We start from the raw sequence: 22544 nt of genomic DNA on the forward strand, positions 1-22544 counted from the left end.
GTCGGGGGTGGATGTATAAGGGAGCCAGCCCTCACCGGAGATGCGCATGCGCAAAATCCTAGGATTCCTTGGTTCGCTTCTCCTCGCCAGCACCGTCGGGTCAGCCCAGAATCAGCCCCCCGCCCTGCGCAGCTACTTCGCCAACAAGGAGGCCATCCAGGCGGGCGGAGCGAAGCTCATTCCCATCAAGACTCCCAAGGGCGAGTTCAAGGTGTGGACCAAGCGCTTCGGGAACAATCCCCGCATCAAGCTCCTGCTGCTCCATGGCGGCCCCGGAGGGACGAGCGAGTACTTCGAATCCTTGGAGGGCTTCCTGCCCGCCGAAGGCATCGAATTCATCTACTACGACCAGCTGGGTTCCTACCGCTCCGACCAACCCAAGGACAACGACTTGTGGGAGACCGCCCGTTTCGTTGAAGAAGTCGAACAGGTGCGCCTCGCGCTGGGACTGGGCAAGGACAACTTCTACCTGTTGGGGCATTCCTGGGGCGGCATCCTCGCCGTGGAATACGCCCTGAAATACGGTTCGAACCTGAAGGGCCTGATCATTTCCAACATGATGATGAGCATCCCCGACTACAACCGCTATGCCGAGACAGTGCTCGCCAAGCAGATGAACCCCGCCGTGGTGAAGGAAGTGAAAGAGTTGGAAGCTAAAGGCCAGTATGAGAATCCGCGCTACATGGAACTGCTGATGCCCAACTTCTATGCCAAGCATCTTTGCCGGCTTCCAGAGTGGCCGGATCCAGTGGTCCGGTCCTTCGCGCACATGAACAAGGACATCTATGTGCTCATGCAGGGGCCCAGCGAATTCGGCGCCTCGGGCCGCCTGGAGAAATGGGACCGCAAGGCGGATCTCAAGACCCTGGCCATGCCCACCCTCGTGATCGCGGGCAAGCACGACACCATGGACCCCGAGCACATGAAATGGGTGTCGCAGCAAGTGAAGAACGGCAGTTTCCTGTTGTGCCCCGAAGGCAGCCACATGTCCATGTGGGACGACCAGCGCGCTTATGGCCCCGGCCTCGTGAAATTCCTCAAAGAGACCGCCGCGGGGAAGAAGACCGTGGCCTTCTAAGATCCTATTTCCGAAGCCGGGAGCCACGCCAGCGATCCTGGAAATGGCCTGGAGGTTTTGAATGACTATCCCCGGTTGCGCGCCAATAAGGCGCGCAGCTCATCGAGCGGCTTTTCCATTGACTTTGGATACTCCCCCCGCGACTGCGCCGTTTCAGCCTGTTGGATGAAAAGCACGGCATATTTCCGTGAAGCAGCCAGCGCCTTGGCATAACGCGGATCAGCCTTGAGCTTCTGCATGTCAGGATCCGTGAGCAGCCAGTCATAAGCAGGCGCCAGACGGGCTACTGTGCACTTGTCGAGCAACCATAGCGCTTCTTCGTCCATACCCAGGCGCACCAACAGGGGACCGTAGAACATGGCCAGATTCGCCCAGTCGATGGATCGAATATCATCTTTTCGCCATTGCGCGGTTAGCTTTCTGGCCAATCCTTTTCCGCCTTCGGTGTCCCCAGCCATGAGGAAGCGCATCAACCGCGAAACAGGCCGCCAATCCGCTTCCGAGTAGGCTTGGCGAGCTTCGTCGAAACGCCCGGCATGGAAGAGACAATAAAACTTCATCCAGGAGTGGAAACCCGGCTCGGGTTCGATCCTGATGGCCCTCTCGATGACGGGGACCCCATCTCCAGCTCGCCCCGTCTGGGCTAGGCACATCGCAATCCAGGCATAACCGGTGGGGTTCATCGGATCCAGTTCCACCGCCCGGGATCCGGTGGCGGCCTGGAAGCCTGCCGTGGGAGACATTGATCCAAGTTTGATGAAGGTCCTGGCATCGTTCGGCGCGAAGCGGGCCGCCTTGAAGATGTATTCCACCGCGGCGGCCTGGTCGAGCGTGGGGCGATTGATTTCGATCATGCTCCGAACCGTCCAGGCCAGGCCGCAACGAGGATCAAGGTCTAGGGCACGCGCGACCCATTGCTCAGCCTCGGCCCATGCTTTGGCATCCTTGGTGTCGCGGTGCTGCAGCTGGAAGATCCATGCGATCTCCGCGGCAAGAAGCGCGCTTCCGGGCTCCATGGACTGAGCCTTCCGGTATGCCGACAGGGCCAGGTCGAAATCATGCAAGTCCTTGGAGGATGAGTACTGCCGCTGGAAATACTTTCCTTCCCGCAGGGCCAGTTCCACATAGGAGTTGAATGGTGGGTGCCCGCCAGTTCCCATCACGCTCCCTGGTTTGATCACTGCGGTGAGGGCTCGGGCGGCGTCGCGGAGAAGGCCGTTGTAGTTGTCCCGGGTTGCCTCGTACTGGCTGGCCCAGCGCACCTTCTGCGTGGCGGCTTCGGCCAGCTTCACGTTCAGGAGCAGGCGATCTCCCTCGGCCGTTACCGTCGTCAGGATCAGGAAATCTGCCTTGTAGGCCTCTGCGATCTTGGGGATGTCTCCGTGGATCTTTTCCACCTGGCCGCTGCTGGGGGGTACCTTTGTGTCCAGACCGACCTCCTGCGCGAGAAGCGTGGATAAAGTGTCGGGCACAGCGTCTGTGAGAAAGGCAGAATCCGGTGCGCCGAAAACTTTCGCCGGCAAGGCCACCACGGTGGGAACGGGAGCTGGAAGGCTCTCTGCGGACCGGCTTCCCCTTGGCTTCCATTGCCACAACCCTCCCGCGACCAGACTTGCCAGGAGCACAGTGGCGGCCCACACCGGATAGTGCCTTCTGCTCGGGATTGAAGGGTGGGGCTCGACACGGTCATCCAGGAAGTTCTCCTGCTCCATTTCCACCTCGACCTCTCCTGTGAAGCGGAATCCTCTTCCTGGTAACGTTTCGATGAAGCGGGGTTCCTTGGAGGAATCCCCGAGCGCGTGTCTCACCTTGAGCGCCGCCGTCCGCAGGGCCCCCTCGAAATCAAGGTTCACATCCCCAGGCCAGATCTCGCTCCGCAATTCATCACGGCTGCGAAGCTCTCCCGGGTGCTCCAGCAGCGCGGCCAGGAAGCGGAAGGGAACGTCCTGCAGAGGTACCGTCGACCCTGCCTGGCGGAGGAGGCCAGTACGGGTATCCACTTCGAAATTATCGAACCGATACCGCCTGAAAACCATGTGGGTTGGGTGGTACATGACTGAAATCCAGGAGGCCAATTCTATCCCCGGCCAGTAAAAAGCTCTGAAAAAAACGGCAATTCAATATTTCAAAGGGGTTTTGTACCTTTGTGGACGGGACCACGGCCTGTATGGACAGAAGTTCACGGCACCTCCACGGGATGTCAATGGCCTTCCTGCCTGGCGAGGAACACCTTCTCCCTCGGGTCAGGATGACCCCAAGCCCAAGGAGGCTCCCATGAAACGATCTGCCCTCGTCCTCTCCACCCTTTTCGCTTCAGGTCTGGTGGCCTTCGCCCAGACCAACGGCACGGACCAGATCCTGCAGGTGGCCGGCGCCACCTGGCCAGGCCCCCACAACGTGGGCATTGTCTGCGACTACTCCCGCAGCAAGGGAGCCGTTGACGCGATGATCGAGTCCTTCCCTCTGGGAAGCAGGATCTATGTTGCCGACATCCGCCAGAGCTCGCACGTCACCAGCGCGTGCAGCGTGCTTGGGAAGCTCCGTCCTCAATACGTCCTTCTGCTGCCGAAGGACCTCCTCGTCCACGATGGATCATTCAATGCCACCTTGGTCATCAGCAATATGAACCGGCGTCAGATCCCCACCCTTGGGACGCTACCCGTCGCACTCTCACAGGGGGCCTGGGCTGTGATGGGGCCGGCCACGGGCAACATGCTGCAGGTGAACCCGACCCTCAAGGAGTACATCGAAACCTATGGGGCGCCCATCAGCCCATCACGCCCGATCGCGAAGGCCCGCGAAGGCCAGGCGAGGTCCTCGCTTTCAGTTATCGCAGCCTATTGAGGAAGGCGAGGCGGGGCAGACTATAAGCATTCCCTTGTGATGATGCCCACGGCCATTCAGGCGTCCGGTTGAATCCACTTTAATCAAGGGGCAGAGACCCTGGGAGGTCTTGCGATGGGCGGGGCGGGTATAGATAGTCTTCTTTGGAAGACAACGTCCGCCTCGCTCGTCCAAGGGCCGGACTGGAGGCCGCCTCCTTTTTAGCTGAAATTTCAGAGTGCGGGCACTGGCTTCTCGCCGCGGTAATCGTAGAATCCGCGGCCGTTCTTCTTGCCGTGCCAGCCGGCGTCCACGAGCTTCTTCAGGAGCGGGCAGGGGCGGTACTTGGGATCGCCCAGGCCTTCGTGCAGCACGTTGAGGATGAACAGGCAGGTGTCCAGGCCGATGAAATCCGCCAGTGTCAGCGGCCCCATGGGGTGGTTCATGCCGAGCTTCATGATGCCGTCGATGCTTTCGACGCCCGCAACACCTTCGTGGAGCGCGAAGATCGCTTCGTTGATCATGGGCAGCAGCACACGGTTCGAGATGAAGCCGGGGCTGTCGTTGCAGGCCAGGGGCGTCTTGCCGAGCTTGACGCTCAGCGCCATCACCGTCTGGTAAGTCTCATCACTGGTGGCGAGGCCGCGGATGACTTCGATGAGCTGCATCACCGGCACGGGATTCATGAAATGCATGCCGATGAAGGCTTCGGGGCGCTTCGTGACCGCCGCGAGCTTGGTGATCGAGATGGAGCTGGTGTTGCTCGCCAGGATCGCACCGGGCTTGCATAGGCGGTCGAGGGTTTCGAAAAGCTGCTGCTTGATCTCCCATTTCTCCGTGGCCGCTTCAACCATCAGGTCCGCCTCCTTGAAGTCCTCCAAAGACGTGGTGGTGCGGATGCGCGCCAGCACGGCGTCCTTCTCGTCGGGCGTCATCTTTCCCTTGTCCACGCCCCGCTGAAGGTTCTTGCCGATGGTGGCGAGGCCTTTGGCGACGAATTCGGCGGAGATGTCCTGCATGACGACATTGAAGCCGCTTTGGGCGAAGACATGGGCGATGCCGTTGCCCATCTGCCCCGCGCCGATCACACCGATGGATTGAATGGACATGGATGCCTCCGAAGCTTCAAGGATAGCGAAGGGATTGCTAATTTAGATGGTTCGAACGTCGATGTGATGCCAGGCACAGGCTTAACCCGATTCGTAATTAAACAAAAGGTTTCACCGCCAAGACGCCATGAACGCCAAGGAAAATTCAATATCTTTCCACCTCGGGATGGATTTCAGGTGGTCCGGCAACTGCCGCGTGTCAGACCTAGTCTTTGCCTGGCCAACTTGATTTCCGGGCTTTTTTTCATATGCGACACGCACCCCGTGGAGCAGTACTGGTTCAAGATCACGTGTGCCGAGGCAGTCCGATTTGCTTTTCTTGGTGCGCTTGGCGGTGAATATTTCGTTCATATTGGATCAAACTCTGGATCAATCGCCCAACCGCGCCAATAGCTCTGGCAGCTCCGCCAGGCTCGCGATTTCGAAATAGTCATGGGTCTCGCGGTTCATGCCTTCAACGCGGTCGTGGGCCCACTGGAGTTCGTAGGGCACATGGACCGCGCGGCCGCCGATGTCGAGCACCGGCTGGATATCGGATTTCAGGGAATTGCCGACCATCAAGAAATGTCCAGGTCCGATGCCGTGGCGCTTCAGGATGGCCGCATTGGTGGGCGCGTCCTTCTCGGAAACCACCTCGACCCTGGTGAACAGAGATCCTAGCCCCGACCGGGCGAGCTTGGTTTCCTGGTCGAACAGATCGCCCTTGGTGATGACCATCAGTTCGTAGTCCCCTGAAAGGCTTTCAAGCGCCTGGGCCGCGCCAGGCATCAGCTCGATGGGGCGGTCCAGCATGTCCTTGCCAAGCTCGATGATTTTCTGGATCTCGGCGCCCTCGATGCGCGCTTCGGTGAGCTGGATGGCGGTCTCCACCATGGAAAGCATGAAACCCTTCACGCCGTACCCGAAATGGCGCAGATTGCGCATCTCGGTCTCGTGGAGCTGGGCGTCGATCCAGGCGTCTTCCCGATGGGGCCGCAGCAGGTCGCGGAAGCGCTCCTGGGTCTCCTCGAAAAGGTTTTGGTGGTGCCAGAGCGTGTCGTCGGCGTCGAAGGCTAGGGTGCGGATGTCGGGGGCTGGCAAGGGAATCCTGCGGTTTGAACCATAATGGCAGCATGACCTCCAACTCCCGATACGCCATGGCCCTCCTGCTCCTGCGTGTTTCCGTGGGCCTATCCGCTTGCTGGAACGCCTGGCCGCATCTGCATGCCTACGGCTGGCATGGCATCAACCTCCGCTCCGGCCTGGCACTGCTGGTCTGGCTGCTGCAATTCCTTAGCGGCGGCATGATGGCGCTGGGCGTGCTCATGCCTTGGTCCTGCGTTCCGCTGCTCATCCTGGCGGCCTCCGCCCTTCGCTGGCCGCCCCAGGCCGCGCCTCTCTTTCCATTGCTGTTGATCCTGGCTTCCATGGTAGGTGGGCCCGGAAAGTGGGCCGTGACCAGATCCTGACTTAGATCTCAATTTATTTTACAAAGGCCACAGCCATTCGTCGGGGAACCAACCTAATCCCTGCCGGCATTTGTCACGTAAGCATGATGGTTGGGGGAGCGTTCTGTACCGCATGGTGCGCCAGGGCGCTTCAGGCAGGGTAAAGCACGATGCGGCGGCGAGGGGATGCATGGAGGAGGGCATGGAAGTCGTCAAGCTGTCCGTGGACCACCGCATCCAATCGAGGCTGGAGGCGCTGACGCTGCTTCAGAATGAAGCGATGCCAGGCCTGCCCTACAACGAACAGGACGCTCTGAAGCAGGCCCTTGAACGGGGCCTGGACAACATGCTCCAGGAATTGTTGATCAGGACCGGGCACCGGGAAAATTGAAGGCCCTATTTTTCGAGCTCTTTCCGGCGGGTCTCCACCACACGCTCGGCTTCCTTGCCTTGCAGTTCCTGCAGGTGGTGGAAGGACCAACTGAAGGTGCCGACGCCCATGGTGAGTGACCGCAACTCCACGATGACGTCATTCATCTCCGCTTGGGGGATGTAGGCGCTGACCACGTCCCAGCCGTTCCATCCGTCGCGGCCGTCGAAGCCGAGGATCTGGCCCGCCCGGCGCGTGGTGACCAGGCGCTGGGCCTTGGCGGTGAATTCATTGGGCACGGAGATGCGCAGTTCGAGGATGGGTTCCAGCAGCACGGGCTCGCACTTGGGAACGCCCTCGGCCAAGGCCACGCGGGCCGCCTGCTGGAAGGCCGCGTCGGAGCTGTCCACCGTGTGGAAGCTGCCGTCGTAGAGGTTCACGGCGAAATCCACCATGTTGAACCCCAGGGGGCCGCGCTTCATGAATTCGAGGGAGCCCTTCTCGACGGAGCTGTGGTACTGCCTCGGCACCGAGCCGCCCACGATGGTTTCCGTGAATTCGAATCCCGAGCCGCGGGGCAGCGGCTTGATGTCGATATGCACATCGCCGAAGGCGCCGTGCCCGCCGGACTGGTGTTTGAAGCGGCCATGCTGCTTCACGGCTTTCTTGATGGTCTCCTTGTAGGGGACCATCGGGATCTCCGAGGCCACGTCCACATTGAAGCGTCCCTTCAGCTTGGAGAGCGCGACTTTGAGATGGATGTCGCCCTGGCCCCAGAGGAGTTGTTCCTTGGTTTCCGGATTGTGCTCCAGGGTGAGCGATGCGTCTTCTTCGCTGAGCTTGTGCAGGGCGCCGCTCAGCTTCACTTCATCCCCGGCCTTCACGGTCTTGATGGAAATGCAGGTGAGGGGCTGGAGAGGATTGGGCCAAGCCAGTTCCACGGAGCCCGTGGGAGCCAGGCCGATTCCCGTATTGGCTTTTTCCAGTTTGCCCAAGGCTACGATTTCGCCTTCCACCGCCTTCGACACCTTCGAGTTGGATCCCCCCTGCGCCTTGAACATGCCGCTGACGGTCATGCCGTTCAGGGCCATGCCGTCCGAGAGATCTCCACGCCAGGCGCGGACGAAACTCAGTTTGCCGATGTGCTGGGCATGGACGGTCTTGAACACCTGGGCCAGGGGCGACTTCTTGGGGACATTCAGGCGGTCGGCGGTCTGGGAGCACTCCGGAGCTTCGTGGCGCAGAGCCTTCAGCAGGCGCGTGATGCCAAGATCCTGCTCGGCGCTGCCGAAGAAGACGGGCACCATCAGATCAGATTGAAGATCCTTGCGCAAGTCCGCATAGATCTCTTCCAGGGGCGGCACGGACTCTTCGAGCAGTTCTTCCATCAGGTGGTCGTCGTGGTCGGCGAGGGCCTCGAGGAGGTATTGCCTCCGGGTGTGTTCTTCCGGCAGCAGGTTTTCGGGCAGCTTGATGAGGTCGGAATCCTTGCCGGGTACGAATTTGTAGGCCCGTTCGCTGACCAGGTCCACGAATCCGGTGATGCGGTCGTCGTCGCGGATCGGAATTTCGCGGAGCAGGAGAGGGCGTCCGCTTACGGATTGCAAGGCTTCCAGGACCTCGGCCACCTTCACGAGATGCGTGTCCACCTTGTTGATGAAGATGATGTGCGGGATGGAATGGTCGTCGAGGAACTTCAGGATCGGCGAGATCGTCAATGCGCGATAAGGGTCCGGTTCGCAGACCACCACGGCCACATCCACCACCATCAGGGCGTTGAGCGTGTCCTGGGTGAACTCCACGGAGCCGGGGCAATCCAGGAAGGTCCAGCTTTCGCCCAGGTAGGTGCAGGAGGCGAGGCTGGTCTCCACGCTCATCTGCCGTCCCCGGGCCTCGGGCGAGGGATCGCCCACGGTGTTGCCATCCTTGACGGTGCCTTTCTTGGGAATGGCGCCCGCTTTGTGGAGCAGGCTCTCCATCAAGGATGTCTTGCCTGAGAGATAAGGTCCGACGATGGCCGCCACCCGCGGCGAGGAAACTACTTTGCCTGGCATCTGGAACTCCTGCTTGAGGGCTATATGATGGCCCAAGTTTCACCCAAGCATGGAGGAAGGCAATAAAAAATGGGTCACATATTCGCAAGCCCGATTGGCGGTAGTCTGTTGCGGATACTCGAGTCCGGGAGGCGCCCGTGTCCGCTACGAACCTGACCGATTACCGGACTTTGGGCCGTTCGGGGCTGCGCGTCAGCCCGCTTTGCCTGGGCACCATGACTTTCGGCCAGGACTGGGGCTGGGGCGCGGATGCCACCACCTCCGAGGCGATGCTGGAGCGCTACCTGGGGGCCGGAGGCAATTTCCTGGATACCGCCAACATCTACACCAAGGGACACTCGGAAGTCATCATCGGGGACTATTTCAAGCAGCGCGGAGGACGCGAACGCGTGGTTCTGGCCACCAAGTTCTGCGGCAACCTGCACAGCGGCGACCCGAATGCCGGCGGGGCTTCCCGCAAGAGCATCGCCTTCAACCTGGAGGAAAGCCTGCGCCGGCTCAAGACCGATTTCATCGACCTGTACTGGATGCACTTCGCGGACCCCCACACCCCCATCGATGAAACCATGAGGGCCCTGGACGATGCGGTGCGGGCCGGGAAGGTGCGGTACATCGGCATCTCCGACACTCCCGCCTGGAAAGTCGTGCAGGGCCAGTACGAGGCCATCTTCCGCAACTGGACACCCTTCATCGCGCTCCAGGTCGAATATTCGCTGATGGAGCGCAGCGTCGAGGGCGACCTGCTGCCCATGGCCCAGGAAATGGGGCTGGGGGTCACACCCTGGTCGCCGCTCAAGGGCGGCCTGCTGTCCGGCAAGTACGGGCGCCACCGGCATCCGGAAAGCGAGGGCCGCCACAAACCGGATTCGAAATACCTCATCGAGCGCACCTACCAGATCCTGGATGCCCTCGACGCGGTGGCGATGGAACAGAGCGAGGATGCGGCGGCGGTGGCCCTGGCCTGGTGCCGCGCCAAAGCCGGCGTCGCCAGCCCCATCCTTGGCGCCCGCACCTTGGAACAACTGGACTCCAACCTCTCTGCCCTCAGGCTGGAACTGACCGCGGACCAGATGAGCCGGCTGGATGCGGCCAGCGAAACAGCCCAGGTGTTCCCGCACAGCTTCCTGGCCAACACCAAGCATGTTATGCAGGGTGGAACCTCCATAAATAAAATCAATTCCGAGATCTGGCCCTTGGCACCGAAGGTGAATCGGGAGCGATGGTAGATGGGACAGGCTCGGAATCCGGAGGCCTCTATGGCGCGCGCGAGCCGACGCATACGATGGATGGGCCTGAGGGCCCTGGTTTCGTGCTTCATGGCGGGACTGCTCCTGGCGGCCTGGGTTCCGGCCGCCGCCCAGGCCGGCGTCGCCCCGCCAACTCCGGGCGACCCCACCACCGTCATCATCCTGCGCCATGCGGAGCGGCTATCGGACGACAAGGACACGCCGCTTTCCGGAGCGGGCGAGGCCCGCGCCAGAGCCCTGGTGCCGCTGCTATCGGGACTCCAACCGGACGTGGTGGTCGTTTCCGAGCTGCGGCGCACCCGGCAGACGGTCGCGCCATTCCTGGAGCGCGCCAAGCGGAGCCCCTTGGTCCGCAGCAACGAGAAATGCATCGAGCTCGCTCAGGAAATCCTGAAGGAGTGGCGGGGCAGGACCGTGCTCGTGGCCTGGCATCGCGGTCCCCATGTGGACCTGGCACGGGCCCTTGGAGTGAAGGAGCCGTTTCCTTCCTGGACCCACGACACCTATGACCGCTACTGGGTGGTCACCATCGCCGCGGATGGCGTAGCCACGCTGGTGGAGAAGACCCAGCCTCCGGTCAAGGAGCCGCCGTCTTCCCCGACCTCCAGATGAAGCCGTCCAGCAGGTAGTGGGTGGCCTGGGGCAGGGCCAGGAGCGGAACGACGAAGACTTTGGCCATGCGGGAAAGGTCCCATCTTTCGCCGAACAGGGTTGGATGGTCGTGCCAGATCCCCAGGTCCCAGAGCCATTCTTCGCCGTAGGCGGCGAGGATCAGCATCGCTATGAAAGCCCATGGCCCGGCTTGGATCAGGGCACCGGCGGAGCCGGTTTTTCCGGGCTCCAGCTTGCTTCGCTGCCAGACCAGCACCATGTAAGGCAGGCCGTGGGGCAGCACGTTCAGCAGGGTGAAGGCCCAGTCGCTGTTGAAGGTGACGATGGCGAGATGCCAGGTGAGGGCAGTGGTGAGGACGATGAGGGTTTTTCCCACTGGGATGAATCGCTCCGATTTCCATCGGATGGATTGCCGGATGGCGAAGAGCCCCAAAAGTCCTAGGTAGAGCGGCAAAGTCGCGGTGGCCAGCCCTGCCGCCAGGGGGCCCGCGAAATCCCCCTCCAGGAACCAGGCGAAGGAACGGGGCAGGTGGCCGTGCCACCAGAGCAGCGGCCACAGGGTCGATGCGTAGATCGACGCCCGGTCGAGGTGGCGGTCAAAAGCCCTGATGCCGGGCTCCTTGCGTTGATAGAGGGCCACCCACCCGGCCTGCTGCCGGATGAAGTGGAAGACCGCCAGGTAGGCCAGCATCCGCCAGAAGAGCTGGCCTGATTGATGGTGCAGCGCCGCCCCCAGCAGCCAGGCGGCCAGCGGGACCAGCGAGTAGCGCGCCGGATGAGCCTTCAACTCCGCGGGGTCCAGATAGGTGCGCAGCCAGGTGGCGTGGACATGGGCCACGTCGACGCCCACCACGGCCAGCAGCCAGATCCAGATGGGCAGCGGCGCCTGGAGCAGCCCCAGCTTCCAGCCCAGGGCCGTCAGAGCCAGCGCCAAGGCGGAGGAACCGCCGAAAGCCGCCAGGTCCAGCCCGCGCGAGAAGAGCCAGGGCTGGGCGGGGGGAATTCGCGGGGCCACGTTTCACCGCCAACTGGGCGATACGATTCCGAAGCTCTCCAGGATTTCCTCGGCGGCCCGGAGGCCATGATCCTGGGCCTCTTCATACAGCGCCAGGCCGCTCAGGTCGGTGTGGGCGAAATGGATGCCCTGATGGGGCTCCTTGGCCCGCCGCAGGGCCTCGCTGAACAGGAAGTTGGGCCGCGGCTGCACCATGGCGTGGCCCCATTGGATGATGTCCACCCGCGCGACGTGGCGGTCCAGGTCCGGATGGGCCTTGCGGAGATCATCCAGCACGAGGTTGACGCAGGTCTGCCAGTCCATGTCCTGCATCCGCTTGCGCTCGGCGCGGTCGTCCAGGTCCGTGAACGGGTAGTAGTACGTCCACACCGTGGGGCCGTGGTCCCGGTAGCTCTGGTGCGTGGCCACCACGTAGCCAAGGCCCGGGCTGTCCCTCAGCACGTTGTCCCAGGCCAGCGGCATGCCCTCTTCCTTGGGCCGCTCCCGGAGGGTGATGTTCGCCACCAGCCAGGGAGCCACGTGGAAGGCGCTAGCACCCTCCGGGCGCTCGGTCCACAGGGTCGGAATCACGTGCTGGGCCAGATGCTGCGGTCCCGCGAAAACCACGCGCTTGGCTTTCCATCCCAGCGCGGTTTCGCTTTTCGAATCGAAACCGCTGACCTGGATGGCATCGGGCGAGATGCGGAGGATCTGGCCCACGGCGACGCCCGTGCGGATCCGGTCCTGGCAGGTGTATTTCATGTGGTTCACCAGGGCGCCGTTGCCCTCGGGCCAGGTGATGATCGGACGGCTGTCCTCGCCGGGATTGAGTTTGCGGGCAGCGAAATAGAAGAGGCCGGCCCAGGCGGAGGTGCTCTCCAGCCGTGTGCCGTAGTCATCCCGGCAGGCATAGTCCAGGAGCCAGAGCAGCCGCTCGGAGGTCAGCCCTTTCTTGTCCAGCCATTGCTTGAAACTTTGGCGGTCGAGGGCCTGGGGTTCCGGCGCGTCGCTGCACTTGGATCTGGGGATGGTGAAGGCGCGGCGCCCCTCGGAGTCCCGCCAGGCCACCCAGGCATCCACCTCGGTGAAGAACTGCTTGTACTGGCGGTCATCGGCCTTGGACATCCCGGCACGGAGGTAGAGGCCTTCCCACCATTGCCCCGCGGCGAAGATGCGCTCTTCGGGGGCTCTCACCAGAGCTTGTTCCGCGAAGACCGGATCGCCCTGCTCCGTGAAGGACTCCACGGCGCCGACTTCCTTGAGAATCCGCACCAGCGCGCGATTGTCGCGGTTCGGGGCCGGCACGTAGTGGCCGCCCCAGGGATAGGCGCTGATGCCGTTGCGCCCGGACCGCGAGGTGCCGCCCACCTGCGATTCCAATTCCAGAAGGAGGTACTTCTTGAAGCCCTGGCCCTCGAACCGCCAGGCGGCGCTCAGCCCCGCGATTCCGCCGCCCACGATGACGACGTCCACCTCTTCGAAGGCCGTGGGCTGGGGCAGCTGCACGTCGCGGACCTTGTGCCCCAGGTCAAGCGAAGGTCCCAGGATCTCGCCGTCGTAGTGCCTGCGCCGCTTGAACCGGTCGCAACCGGCTCCTGCAAGCCCCAGGGCCGCGGTCCCGGCTGTGAACGCGCGCCGCCGCATCACACCGCCGGAGGGCGGGGCGGGGAACTTCGAAGCCCATCGGTCAGGACCATCGTTTCCACTCGGTCGCGTAGAGATGCACCAGCACCTGGTTGTCCAGGCGGTTGATTTCCGTGGGAAGGCGGTCCATGTCGTGGGGGAAGGCGAACATGGCGGCCAACGTTCCATCGGTGAGGTAGCGCAGGTCCGGCAGGGTCGTCCTCGGCATGTCGAAGGGCGCCGGCGAAGCCAACACGAACCCCCAGACACCGAAGGAAGGGACCGGCAGATTGTAGGGACGCGTCTGGAAGCCCGCGGCCTCCACCGTGGCGTTGATGCACCAGAACGATTTCCGGGCCATCAGGGGCGAGGTGCTCTGGATGGCCGCGATCCCATCGGGCGCCAAGGCCTTGCGGAGCAGCTTGTAGTAGCGCGTGGTGTAGAGCTTTCCGACGCTGTAGGTGTGCGGATCCGGAAAATCGATGAAAGCCAGGTCGTAGGGTTCGAGCTGCCGTTGCTCGTTGAGCCAGACCATGGCGTCCTGGTTGACCACTTCCACCCGGCGGTCCAGGAGCGCGCCTTTGTTCAGCTCCCGCATCAACGGCATCTGCGCCGCCAGCGTGGTCATGGCGGGATCGAGATCCACCAGGGTGACTTTCTCGACTCCGGAATGCTTCAGGATTTCCCGCACCGCGAGGCCATCGCCGCCGCCGCAGACGAGGATCCGTTTGGCGCCGGGCTTGAGCGAGAATGCGGGATGGACCAGGGCTTCGTGGTACCGGTATTCGTCGGCGCTCGAAAATTGCAGTCCGCCATTCAGGAAGAGCTGGAAACTGCCCCGGCCGTGGGTGATGACGATGCGCTGGTAGGCTGTGTCCTTGGCATAGACGATCTCGTCGGCGTAGATCTCCTCTTCCACCATCAGTGTGAACCGCTGCGCGAAGACGAGGCCGGCGCCCAGGAGGAGGATCACCGCCACGCAGCGGATGCGCAGCATCTGGCGGTTGCCGAGCAGCGGTTTCAGCAGATGCGTGGACCACCAGCCCACCAAGGCGTTCAACATCCCGAAAAACAGGCAGGTCCGCACGAGGCCGAGCTTCGGCATGAGCAGCAGGGGAAACAGGATGCTGGCGGCCAACGCGCCGATGTAGTCGAGGGTCAGCACCTGGGCGATGAGATCCTTGAAGGCCACCTGTGGTTTCAGGATCCGCATCAGAAGGGGGATTTCCAGGCCTACGAGGGTGCCGATGGCCGCCACCAATCCGTAGAGCAGGGGCCTGAAGGCGTGGGTATGGGCGAAGGCCTGGAAAAGGATGGGCGCCGAAAATCCGCCCACCAGCGCCACAGCCAGCTCCAGATCGACGAAGCGCTGCGCCAGCCCCTTGTGCAGGTGGCGGGACAGGTAGGAACCCAGCCCCATGGCGCTTAAATACACGCCGATGACCGTCGAGAACTGCATGACGGAATCACCCAGCAGGTAGCTCGCCAGGGTGCCGGCCACCAACTCGTAGATGAGGCCGCAGCTGGCGATGACGAAGACCGTGAGGAACAGCAGAGGGACCTTCAATTGCGGTGCCGCGGGCCCGGTCCCCTGGCTCCCCGCGTCCCCCCTGTCAGCCGCTCCGTCCGCCGTCCCCGGCTTGGCTCCGGACGCGGCCTTGGCATCAGCCATGAATGGCCGCCGCGATGATGATGGAGATTCCCAGGATGAGGCTCCCCAGCACGATGCCCAAGGCGACATTCTGGTCTTCCTCCATTTCCTTGCGCATGGAGAAGGGCAGGATCTTGACGAGCAGCAGCCATACGAGGCCCATGATGAGCAGCCCCATCAGCGCGAAAATGCCGGCGGTCTTGAGGTGGGTCAGGAGATTGTAGGGTTCCATCACTTGCCTCCGTGAAATCCGTTGTTATGCAGAAAAGTGCGGTAGGCGCCGGGCGTCTGGCGGACGTCCGGCGGAAGCACAATCCGTTTGCGCGCGCCGAAAAGCTCCATGCCTAAAAATCCATTGGCGGTAACCAGGCCGAAGCCGCCCAACAGTGCCAGTGCGTAAAGGGTGCGCATCAGTCGTCTCCCGATGAGGAATCGCTCGAAGAAGCAGCCGTGTTGCCGTACATGCTTTCCGCCCAGCGGCGGCCCTCGAAGGCCATGACCCGCAGGAGCATCAGCAGCGGAAACAGGATGATGGCGAAGAAGGCGAGCACCACGTAGAGCCAGCGCACGACGCCGGACCTGATTTCCACCCTGAAGCCCTGCACAGGGGGCCGCGGGCCTTCCCAGACCGGGGCGAGGCGCAGCATGTAGGGGCCGGGTTTCAGGCCGCTCAGGAACACCGTCTCGGTGCGGCCGCCCTCGGACCAGGATTCGCCGCCGTCCGTGCCGTGGTAGTAGCTGGAGGTGAGCTCGAACAGTTCTGCTTCGCCGGTCTGCTCGCTCACCAGCGCGCCTTCCACCCCGAGCCAGGCATTCTCGACGGGCGCATCGAGTTTCACTTGCAGGTTCTGGCCGCTCTTGCCGATCTCGATGGGACCTGAAAAGAAGACCTGTTCCGCCTGGTCGGAGGCTGTCCCCGGGGAGGAAGGCCTCTGGCCGTTGAGCAGCGACGGCTGCGTGGCGTCCGGGGCCGGCAGGCGGTCCATGAGATTGTAGGTCTGGGTGAAAATTTTCCGGTTCCGGTGGGAGATGGAGATCACCATCACCAGCGCCACCAGCGCGCCCAGGGCCAGCACCATCCAAAGGGTCATCTGCTGCAGGCGGGGTTTCAAGGGGTTGGGCATGTGCGGCGCGACGCCCTTCGGCGCGGGCGGGGTTCCCGGAAGGCTGAAGGCGTGCCAGATCTCGCTTGGCTCGATGTAGGTGCTCAGGCTCCAGTTGATTTCTTCGCCGCCGCCTTTGTGTTGCTGAGTTTCCGACGCGAGGCTCATGGGCGGGCTGATGTATTCGGAGACGTGGGCCGTCTCGCCCCGTTCCACCTTCCAATAGAATTCGCCATAGACGCCGTCCACTTTGGCATCCACATCCTGGTAGCGGCGGAAGCTCTGGCCTTTCAAAACCACGAAGGATGGATTGGAGTGCCCTTGCACATCGCCTGCGCTCACGGAATCCACCAGGCTCCAGTGACCGTCGCTTTCGGTGAGCCAATGGAAGCCGTGCTTCCGGTCCAGCAGCAGGTATTCGCCCCAGGGATAGGTTTCGCCCTCCACCTTGCAGAACCGGCGCAGGTAGCCGATGCAGGTGTAGGGAACGCCGCGGATCACACCATCGGTGCCCAGCGGAATGAACATCCGCGCATCCGGCTGCTTCAGGGACTTCAGGAAGGCCAGCTTGCCGCCGGACGCGTCCAGCAGCGAACCGCAATAGGGGCATCCCACGCGCTGGGCCTGGTCCGGGCTGTGCAGCCTCAGGGCGCCGCCGCATTGGGGGCACTGCAGGTTCTTGGCCTGGAGCCGGGGACCGGCGTAGGGGTCGCTGCCGCCCTGGCGGATCGCCAGGTCATCGAGGCTCACTTCCCGGCCTGCGTAGAGCGTCGGCGGCTCATCGCCCGCGCCATAGTCCAGAGTCGCGAAGGCGCCGTGGGCGCCCTGGAGGTCGGCGAAGCGGTAGGTGGCGCCTGGCACCACTTTCCAGGGGATTTCGCCTTCGGCCGAGGCGAAGGCCGCGAAACTGGCCTCGCCCACGACCCACGGGATTTCACCCAGCCGCAGCACCGCCCCGGCCTGGAGCTGGTCATAGGCAGGGATTCCGGATCCCGGCGGCTCTTCAAAGGTCAGCAGGAATTTGCCCTGGGCCTCGGCCAGCCAGCCCCAACGCCCATCATCCAGGGCCATGTACCATTCGTCCCACACGCCGCCCAGCGGGTGCGACATCTGCACCCGGCCCGCCAGCGCGAACGCCCGTCCGGCATAGCGGCCCTCAACTCCGAGTTTCAGGGGCGAGCCTGTGTCCACCAGTGCGGCCATCTTGCCGATGAGTTCGGGGTCCCGGTCCGTGCGGGCCGAAAGCGAGCCGCAGGACGAGCACACGGACACCATCGTTCCAGGCCGGAAGCTCAAGGGTGCGCCACAGGTTGGGCAGGAGGATTGGTTGGCCATGGGTTCGGGAGTCGGGTTTCAGTCTACAGGGAGTCTGGGAAGGATGCGCGACAGGCCTTCCCGAAAGATCCCGGAAGGAGTGAGAAGACTTAATACCAGATATCCATCCCTGGACATATCAAAGAAGGAACCTGGATGCGCCAAGGTGGAGGTTTCGCCCAAAAGGCGCAATGCGCAGGCGACGTCATCTTCGCCGTGGATGGCCGGCCGGCGCAGCAGCACAGACCAGCCGCCTTCCACCGGAAGCCGGGAAAGGTGCGGGTGGGCCCGCAATTGGTCATCGAGGCTGTGCAAATTTTCGATGGCCCGTCCGAGCACCGCCTTCCGCCTTGAGGGCGCTTCCAGAAGCGCGGGCGCTGCGGCGGCCTGGGCCGAGGCCGATACGGAAAGATATTGATCCGCAAGAAAGGCCAGAGGATCGAGGCTGGTCTTTGCTTCTCCCCGCAAGAGGATCCACCCCAGTTTCACTTGCGGCAGCAGGGCTACCTTGCTGAGGCCGGACAGCACAAACACGGGGCAGGGCGGGTCCGGGTCCGACAGGGCGGTGCGCAGGGAACCGGCCGCAGGTTCCAGGGCGAAATCCGAGAAGACCTCGTCCACCAGCAAGGCCAGGCCCTTCCTTGCGCAGAGTTCTGTGAGGGCGCGCCATTCGTCCAACGAAAGGAATTGGCCGGTTGGATTGTTGGGATTCACCACCACGATGGCCCGGGTGCGAGGGCCGCAGGCGGACTCCAGCGCGGGGACATCCAGGCACCAGCGCTCATGGAGATAGGCTGGGACATCCACCGCGCTGATCCCTTCCAGGGCTGCCAGGTGCTCGAAGAGCGGGTAGCTCGGGCTGGGCACCAGCACCTGGTCCCCTGGATCGCAAAGCAGCTTGAAGAGCCAGGAGTACGCCTCGCTGGTGGAAGCCGTCAGCAGAATGTCTTCAGGCAAGACGCCGTGCCCGTGATGGGAGGCGATGGCTGCCCGGGCGTCAAGGCTGCCGCAGGGATCGGCCTTGTGGTCGAGCACTTCGTCCGAGGCCAGCGAATGCCTCCATTCCTCCAGCCCGAAATCGAAGCCGCAGCGGGTGGGATTGGATAGCGTGAGATCCAGGAATTCCGGCGAGCCGCGGCGGGCCTCTGCTGCCTTCGAAAAAGCCGTGGGCAGCAAGGAAGGCGGCAGGCGGTTGGAGATGCGCATCAGCCCTAGCATAACGGGAGCATAATGGAGGTCCATTCTCGGAGATTCCCATGGCCAGGGCTATGAATGTTGCGGTGCTGCTGGCGGGATGCGGGCACCTGGACGGCGCCGAAATCCGGGAAGCGGTGCTCACGCTGCTGGCCCTGGACCAGCACGGCGCGAAAGTCCAATGCTTCGCACTGGACAAGGACCAGCACCATGTCGTGAACCACCTCAGCGGCCAGCCCGTGGAAGGCCAGCGGAGGAACATCCTGGAAGAGGCCGCCCGCATCGCCCGCGGCGCCATATTGCCTTTGAGGGAAGCCGATCCCGGGGAATTCGATGCGCTCATCATGCCCGGCGGTTATGGGGTCGCGAAAAACCATTGCGGGTTCGCGTTCAATGGGATCGGCGCCGACGTGCAGCCTGAAGTGCTCCAGTTCGTGAAGGCCTTCTTCGACGCAAAAAAACCGGTCGGAGCCATCTGCATAGCGCCGGCCCTGGTCGCGCTCATTTTGAAGAACAGCGGCAAAAGCGCCGCGCTCACCATCGGCAACGACAAGGGCACCATGGCAGCGCTCAAGGCCCTCGGGGCCGCCCCCCAGGACCGCGCCACGGCCCGTGAAGTCGTCGTGGACGAGGCTTTGAATCTCGTCACGACACCCGCCTACATGTTCGGCGACGCTCGGCTTGCCGATGTTTTCGTGGGCATCGAGCGCGCGGTGGCCGAGGTGCTGAAACGCGCCTGAGTTTCAAATGTTCAGGGCGGCGAGAGCAGGATTCTTGCGAGTTCGGTCAGCAAATCCTTGTATTGGTATGGTTTCCTCAGGAAACCGGCAGGGTCTGCGCCTGTGAAAGGGTGGAGGGCTTCTTCCCGGTTGTAGCCGCTCGACAGGATGACCTTGGCGGAGGGATTCAATTCCTGGATGGCCTGGAAGGTGGCCTTCCCATCCATGCGCGGCATGGTGAGATCCAGGAGGACGAGGAGGATGTCGGTTCCTTGGGCTTGGTATATCTCCACCGCCTGGATTCCATCCGCGGCCTCCAGGACCTGGAAGCCGAGCGATTCAAGCATGGCGCCGGCCGTGGCCCGGATGGTGGATTCATCGTCCACGACCAGCACCGTGCCGGGGGGAAAGGCCGGGCGCGCCGGAGGCGGGGCTGGTTCGAGCGTTTTTTCCACGGCTTGGTGGGCGGGAAAATAGATCCGGAAGGTGGAGCCCTTGCCAAGCTCGGAATAGATGTTGATGCCCGCGTGGTGGCTCCGCAGGATGCCGAGCATGGCCGATAAGCCGAGACCCCGGCCGGACACCTTCGTGGTGAAGAATGGATCGAAGATCCGTGACATGGTTTCCGGGCTCATCCCGATCCCGGTATCCGAGACCTCGAAGATGACGTGGGGGCCTGCGTCCACGGCCTGCCTGGGCAGGTGGCTGGCGATGAAGGCTTCGTCCAGATCCGATGCGCAGGCGGAGATTCCGATCGTTCCTTCGGAGTCCCCGATGGCCTCGGAGGCATTGAGGACGAGGTTCATCACGATCTGCTGGATCTGGGCGGGGTCGCCCTCCAGGGCCGGCAGGGCCTCGGGGACCTGGCTGTGCAGCAACACTTTTTTCGAAATGGAGGCCATGAGGAGGTGGGTCATTTCATCCACCAATCGCCCCAGATCCACCGCCTGGATGAGGAACCGCCCCTTTCCGCTGTAGGTGAGCATCTGGCGGGTCAGGTCCGCGGCGCGCAGCACGGTGCCCTCGATATGGCCGAGATACGCCAGGCTGGGCGAAGCCTTCGGGAGATTCATCTGGGCCAGGTTCAAATTGCCGAGGATGGCCGTGAGCATATTGTTGAAATCGTGGGCCACTCCTCCGGCCAAGAGGCCGAGGCTTTCCAGTTTCTGAGCCTGCCGCATGGCCGCTTCCGCGCGAACCTGGTCGGTCACGTCGCGGGCCACCGCGCAGAGCAGATCCTGGTGGATCTCCTTCAGGTGGTTGGCGCTCACTTCGACTTCGCGGATCCGGCCGTCCTTGTGCCGGTAGCGGCGGCGGCCCACATGGTAGTACTGCTCCGACACCACATGGGCCACGTTCCGGTCCACGGATTCCCGGTCGGCCTCCACCAGGTCGTACAAGGTGAGGGTTTCCAGATCTCCGGCGCCGTAACCGAGAGTCAGCTGGAAGGCGTCGTTGGCTTCCACGATGCGTTTGGTGGTCACCTCGAAGAAGAAGATCATCTCCCCGGCTTGTTCCACCACGGCGCGATAGCGGGCTTCGCTGGCCTCCAGCGCGGCTTCCGTGCGCCGGGATTCGGTGATGTCCCGCACCAACGTGAATCTCAGACCCCGGCCCCCCAGTTCGATGGGCTGGGAAGTGACCTCCACGTCGATGAGCGCGCCGGCCCGGGTCCGGTGCTGGAACTTCCCACGGAGCACCTCGTCGGGGCCCAGGGCCGCCAACCGCGCCCTTGCTTCGAGTCTGGTCTCCGGGGTCCAGATATCTTCTAGGGATTTCCGCTGGAATTCATCCTTGGTCCAACCATAGAGGTCCGCCGCGGCCTGGTTCACCTCGACGAATCCGAGCGTCCGGGGATCGAAAATCCACACCGGATCCGGGATCACATCGAAGAGGTGCCGATATCTGGCTTCCCTCTGGCGCAAGAACTGGTCTCCCTGCTGGATGCGCAGGACCGCTGCGGCCAGCTCAGCGGCTGCCTCCAGAAGCGCCATTTCGGCGGATTCGAAAGGACCGGGTTCACGGTGGTAGAGCGCGAAAACGCCCAGCACAGCTCCGTCGGGACCCTGGATGGGAATCGCGGCGCACGCGGCCAAAGCATGGGCCAGAGCCAGGGCGCGGAAGTCGTCCCAGCGCGGCTCCTTGGCGATGTCCTGCGCCACCGCGGTCCGATTTTCCAAGGCGGCCGCGCTGAAAATCCCTGCATCCGGCTTCCCATCGAGGGCCTGCACGAACCCGGCCGGCAGGCCGGGGCCTGCGCCGTGACGGAGGGTCCGGCCATCCTCGCCGATCACCAGCACCGAGCAGATCGCCTGGCCGGCCCGGGACTCCACCCATCGGCAGAGAAAATCCAGAAGGTCTGCGCTGGAACGGCCCTGGGCAAGTTGTTCCAGCAGCAGGCGCCGGCCCTCCAGGAGCGGGTCAGGTCCTCCGTGCTCCGCGGGGCTGATGCCAGAACCTCCCATGGACGCCTTTCGATGCTTGATGGCCGGATGTTCGATAATGGATGGGGTGGCTCGATTATAGGCCGGATTCCTCCATGGCCGCGTCCACATGGACCCGGGCCATGCGCCGGAGGGCCGGGTGGCGCAGCCCCGTGGAAGCCAGGAGCCTCGCCTCGGGCTCCAGCACCTTGATCCAGTGCGCCGCATGGCCCAGCACCACCTGCGGCTCTGGCATGCGCAGCGTGGCATCGATCAGCTGGAGTATCCGGATCGCGATGGATTCCTGCTCCCTCCAGATGGATTTCTCCAAGGCCCAGAGTTGCGCCGGTTGGAGCGGCGCATGGAAAAGGGCCAGGAGGCCGCTCTCATGGAGCCTGGGGTTCTGGAGGAAGGCCTGGATGACCTTGCCATCCGGAACTTTCCAGACGAGGGGCCATAGCTGTTTTGGCGCCATGGGCGCCAGCGCGCGCCGCTCGCCGAGGGTGAGGCCGGGCCAGAGGTTCAACAGCCGCTCCGTGGCGAAGTTCCGGGCCTGGGGATGGGCCGAGGCATCCGCCGCCACCGCCGCCAGGATCCGCCAGGGCAGGCGGGGCATCAGCCGGGCGCGCAATTGCGCCGGGGCCTTGGGGTGCTGCGCGATCCAGCGCAGCAGCAGGGGGCGCTTCTGGAGATCTTCCAGTTCCGAAGCGGCTTCGAGCCAACCTACGGGCGGCGCGGGATTGCGGAGGAGCCGCAGGAATTTGGGCCATTCGATGGCGGGGGGAAGGGGCCAGCTCACAAAG

General features: G+C 63.2%; 20 protein-coding genes. 7 read left to right on the plus strand and 13 right to left on the minus strand.

Annotated elements, in window-relative coordinates; translation table 11 throughout:
* The first annotated feature begins 46 nt into the window (after positions 1–46).
* Positions 47–1078: a proline iminopeptidase-family hydrolase gene (locus tag IPQ13_01170; protein ID MBL0209517.1), complete on the plus strand. Its 1032-nt coding sequence runs from the start codon at positions 47–49 to the stop codon at positions 1076–1078.
* A gap of 65 nt (positions 1079–1143) precedes the next feature.
* Here the strand turns inward: IPQ13_01170 and IPQ13_01175 are convergent, their stop codons facing one another.
* Entirely contained in the window at positions 1144–3132 is a 1989-nt protein-coding gene (locus IPQ13_01175) for a winged helix-turn-helix domain-containing protein (GenBank protein MBL0209518.1), read from the minus strand.
* 220 nt (positions 3133–3352) lie between these two features.
* Between IPQ13_01175 and IPQ13_01180 the strand changes: the two genes are divergently transcribed.
* Positions 3353–3922 carry a hypothetical protein gene (locus IPQ13_01180; protein MBL0209519.1) on the plus strand — a complete coding sequence of 190 codons (570 nt, stop codon included), beginning with the start codon at positions 3353–3355 and terminating at the stop codon, positions 3920–3922.
* Between the two features lie 212 nt (positions 3923–4134).
* On the opposite strand, the gene IPQ13_01185 is transcribed toward IPQ13_01180, so the two are convergent.
* Both IPQ13_01185 and IPQ13_01190 read right to left on the minus strand, forming a co-directional pair.
* Positions 4135–5010 (minus strand): 3-hydroxybutyryl-CoA dehydrogenase, encoded by an 876-nt coding sequence (locus IPQ13_01185; GenBank protein ID MBL0209520.1) that lies wholly within the window; start codon positions 5008–5010, stop codon positions 4135–4137.
* Positions 5011–5379: 369 nt separating this feature from the next.
* Entirely contained in the window at positions 5380–6096 is a 717-nt protein-coding gene (locus tag IPQ13_01190) for an HAD family hydrolase (GenBank protein MBL0209521.1), read from the minus strand.
* Between the two features lie 26 nt (positions 6097–6122).
* Between IPQ13_01190 and IPQ13_01195 the strand changes: the two genes are divergently transcribed.
* Together IPQ13_01195 and IPQ13_01200 are read left to right on the plus strand one after the other, a co-directional pair.
* Positions 6123–6458: a hypothetical protein gene (locus IPQ13_01195; GenBank protein ID MBL0209522.1), complete on the plus strand. Its 336-nt coding sequence runs from the start codon at positions 6123–6125 to the stop codon at positions 6456–6458.
* A gap of 181 nt (positions 6459–6639) precedes the next feature.
* Complete coding sequence (locus IPQ13_01200) at positions 6640–6828, plus strand: hypothetical protein (GenBank protein ID MBL0209523.1); 189 nt, start codon at positions 6640–6642, stop codon at positions 6826–6828.
* A gap of 5 nt (positions 6829–6833) precedes the next feature.
* Here IPQ13_01200 and IPQ13_01205 read toward each other — a convergent pair whose 3' ends face one another.
* On the minus strand, positions 6834–8861 hold the full coding sequence (locus IPQ13_01205) for an elongation factor G (GenBank protein MBL0209524.1): 2028 nt from the start codon (positions 8859–8861) through the stop codon (positions 6834–6836).
* Between the two features lie 215 nt (positions 8862–9076).
* On the opposite strand from IPQ13_01205, the gene IPQ13_01210 reads away from it, so the two are divergent.
* Both IPQ13_01210 and IPQ13_01215 read left to right on the plus strand, forming a co-directional pair.
* Positions 9077–10087 (plus strand): aldo/keto reductase, encoded by a 1011-nt coding sequence (locus tag IPQ13_01210; GenBank protein MBL0209525.1) that lies wholly within the window; start codon positions 9077–9079, stop codon positions 10085–10087.
* A 30-nt stretch (positions 10088–10117) separates the two neighbouring features.
* A complete protein-coding gene (locus tag IPQ13_01215; GenBank protein ID MBL0209526.1) occupies positions 10118–10720 on the plus strand; it encodes a histidine phosphatase family protein in 603 nt (200 codons plus the stop codon).
* Here IPQ13_01215 and IPQ13_01220 read toward each other — a convergent pair.
* The 7 genes from IPQ13_01220 to IPQ13_01250 form a co-directional block, all read right to left on the minus strand.
* The gene (locus IPQ13_01220; GenBank protein ID MBL0209527.1) at positions 10686–11735 is read right to left on the minus strand and encodes a hypothetical protein; all 1050 of its coding nucleotides are present in this window, start codon (positions 11733–11735) and stop codon (positions 10686–10688) included. The two genes, IPQ13_01215 and IPQ13_01220, sit on opposite strands and share 35 nt — an antisense overlap.
* Before the next feature lie 3 nt (positions 11736–11738).
* Positions 11739–13358 carry an FAD-dependent oxidoreductase gene (locus tag IPQ13_01225; protein ID MBL0209528.1) on the minus strand — a complete coding sequence of 540 codons (1620 nt, stop codon included), beginning with the start codon at positions 13356–13358 and terminating at the stop codon, positions 11739–11741.
* Positions 13359–13401: 43 nt separating this feature from the next.
* Positions 13402–14904, minus strand: a complete 1503-nt coding sequence (locus tag IPQ13_01230) for a polyamine aminopropyltransferase (GenBank protein MBL0209529.1) — start codon at positions 14902–14904, stop codon at positions 13402–13404.
* A 97-nt stretch (positions 14905–15001) separates the two neighbouring features.
* On the minus strand, positions 15002–15220 hold the full coding sequence (locus IPQ13_01235; protein MBL0209530.1) for a DUF350 domain-containing protein: 219 nt from the start codon (positions 15218–15220) through the stop codon (positions 15002–15004).
* Positions 15220–15399 (minus strand): hypothetical protein, encoded by a 180-nt coding sequence (locus tag IPQ13_01240; GenBank protein ID MBL0209531.1) that lies wholly within the window; start codon positions 15397–15399, stop codon positions 15220–15222. Before IPQ13_01240 ends, IPQ13_01235 begins: the two co-directional genes overlap by 1 nt.
* Positions 15399–17366 carry a DUF4178 domain-containing protein gene (locus IPQ13_01245; protein ID MBL0209532.1) on the minus strand — a complete coding sequence of 656 codons (1968 nt, stop codon included), beginning with the start codon at positions 17364–17366 and terminating at the stop codon, positions 15399–15401. The genes IPQ13_01240 and IPQ13_01245 overlap by 1 nt, the downstream gene beginning before the upstream one ends.
* A 78-nt stretch (positions 17367–17444) precedes the next feature.
* Positions 17445–18611, minus strand: coding sequence for a pyridoxal phosphate-dependent aminotransferase (locus IPQ13_01250; GenBank protein ID MBL0209533.1), 1167 nt, complete (start codon positions 18609–18611; stop codon positions 17445–17447).
* 50 nt (positions 18612–18661) lie between these two features.
* On the opposite strand from IPQ13_01250, the gene elbB reads away from it, so the two are divergent.
* Positions 18662–19339 (plus strand): isoprenoid biosynthesis glyoxalase ElbB, encoded by a 678-nt coding sequence (elbB, locus tag IPQ13_01255; protein MBL0209534.1) that lies wholly within the window; start codon positions 18662–18664, stop codon positions 19337–19339.
* 11 nt (positions 19340–19350) lie between these two features.
* Here the strand turns inward: elbB and IPQ13_01260 are convergent, their stop codons facing one another.
* Together IPQ13_01260 and IPQ13_01265 are read right to left on the minus strand one after the other, a co-directional pair.
* A complete protein-coding gene (locus IPQ13_01260; protein ID MBL0209535.1) occupies positions 19351–21783 on the minus strand; it encodes a PAS domain S-box protein in 2433 nt (810 codons plus the stop codon).
* Positions 21784–21838: 55 nt separating this feature from the next.
* A complete protein-coding gene (locus IPQ13_01265) occupies positions 21839–22540 on the minus strand; it encodes a hypothetical protein (GenBank protein ID MBL0209536.1) in 702 nt (233 codons plus the stop codon).
* Between the last annotated feature and the right edge of the window lie 4 nt (positions 22541–22544).

This window comes from Holophagaceae bacterium (genome assembly GCA_016720465.1).
In the GTDB taxonomy this organism is placed as follows: Bacteria; Acidobacteriota; Holophagae; order Holophagales; family Holophagaceae; genus JANXPB01.

Excerpts from the sequence above, each read along its gene's own strand:
- IPQ13_01170 (MBL0209517.1), top strand. The coding sequence starts at position 47 with ATGCGCAAAATCCTAGGATTCCTTGGTTCGCTTCTCCTCGCCAGCACC.
- IPQ13_01175 (MBL0209518.1), bottom strand. The coding sequence starts at position 3,132 with ATGTACCACCCAACCCACATGGTTTTCAGGCGGTATCGGTTCGATAAT.
- IPQ13_01180 (MBL0209519.1), top strand. The coding sequence starts at position 3,353 with ATGAAACGATCTGCCCTCGTCCTCTCCACCCTTTTCGCTTCAGGTCTG.
- IPQ13_01185 (MBL0209520.1), bottom strand. The coding sequence starts at position 5,010 with ATGTCCATTCAATCCATCGGTGTGATCGGCGCGGGGCAGATGGGCAAC.
- IPQ13_01195 (MBL0209522.1), top strand. The coding sequence starts at position 6,123 with ATGACCTCCAACTCCCGATACGCCATGGCCCTCCTGCTCCTGCGTGTT.
- IPQ13_01200 (MBL0209523.1), top strand. The coding sequence starts at position 6,640 with ATGGAAGTCGTCAAGCTGTCCGTGGACCACCGCATCCAATCGAGGCTG.
- IPQ13_01205 (MBL0209524.1), bottom strand. The coding sequence starts at position 8,861 with ATGCCAGGCAAAGTAGTTTCCTCGCCGCGGGTGGCGGCCATCGTCGGA.
- IPQ13_01210 (MBL0209525.1), top strand. The coding sequence starts at position 9,077 with ATGACTTTCGGCCAGGACTGGGGCTGGGGCGCGGATGCCACCACCTCC.
- IPQ13_01215 (MBL0209526.1), top strand. The coding sequence starts at position 10,118 with ATGGCGCGCGCGAGCCGACGCATACGATGGATGGGCCTGAGGGCCCTG.
- IPQ13_01225 (MBL0209528.1), bottom strand. The coding sequence starts at position 13,358 with ATGCGGCGGCGCGCGTTCACAGCCGGGACCGCGGCCCTGGGGCTTGCA.
- IPQ13_01235 (MBL0209530.1), bottom strand. The coding sequence starts at position 15,220 with ATGGAACCCTACAATCTCCTGACCCACCTCAAGACCGCCGGCATTTTC.
- IPQ13_01240 (MBL0209531.1), bottom strand. The coding sequence starts at position 15,399 with ATGCGCACCCTTTACGCACTGGCACTGTTGGGCGGCTTCGGCCTGGTT.
- IPQ13_01245 (MBL0209532.1), bottom strand. The coding sequence starts at position 17,366 with ATGGTGTCCGTGTGCTCGTCCTGCGGCTCGCTTTCGGCCCGCACGGAC.
- IPQ13_01250 (MBL0209533.1), bottom strand. The coding sequence starts at position 18,611 with ATGCGCATCTCCAACCGCCTGCCGCCTTCCTTGCTGCCCACGGCTTTT.
- elbB (MBL0209534.1), top strand. The coding sequence starts at position 18,662 with ATGGCCAGGGCTATGAATGTTGCGGTGCTGCTGGCGGGATGCGGGCAC.
- IPQ13_01260 (MBL0209535.1), bottom strand. The coding sequence starts at position 21,783 with ATGGGAGGTTCTGGCATCAGCCCCGCGGAGCACGGAGGACCTGACCCG.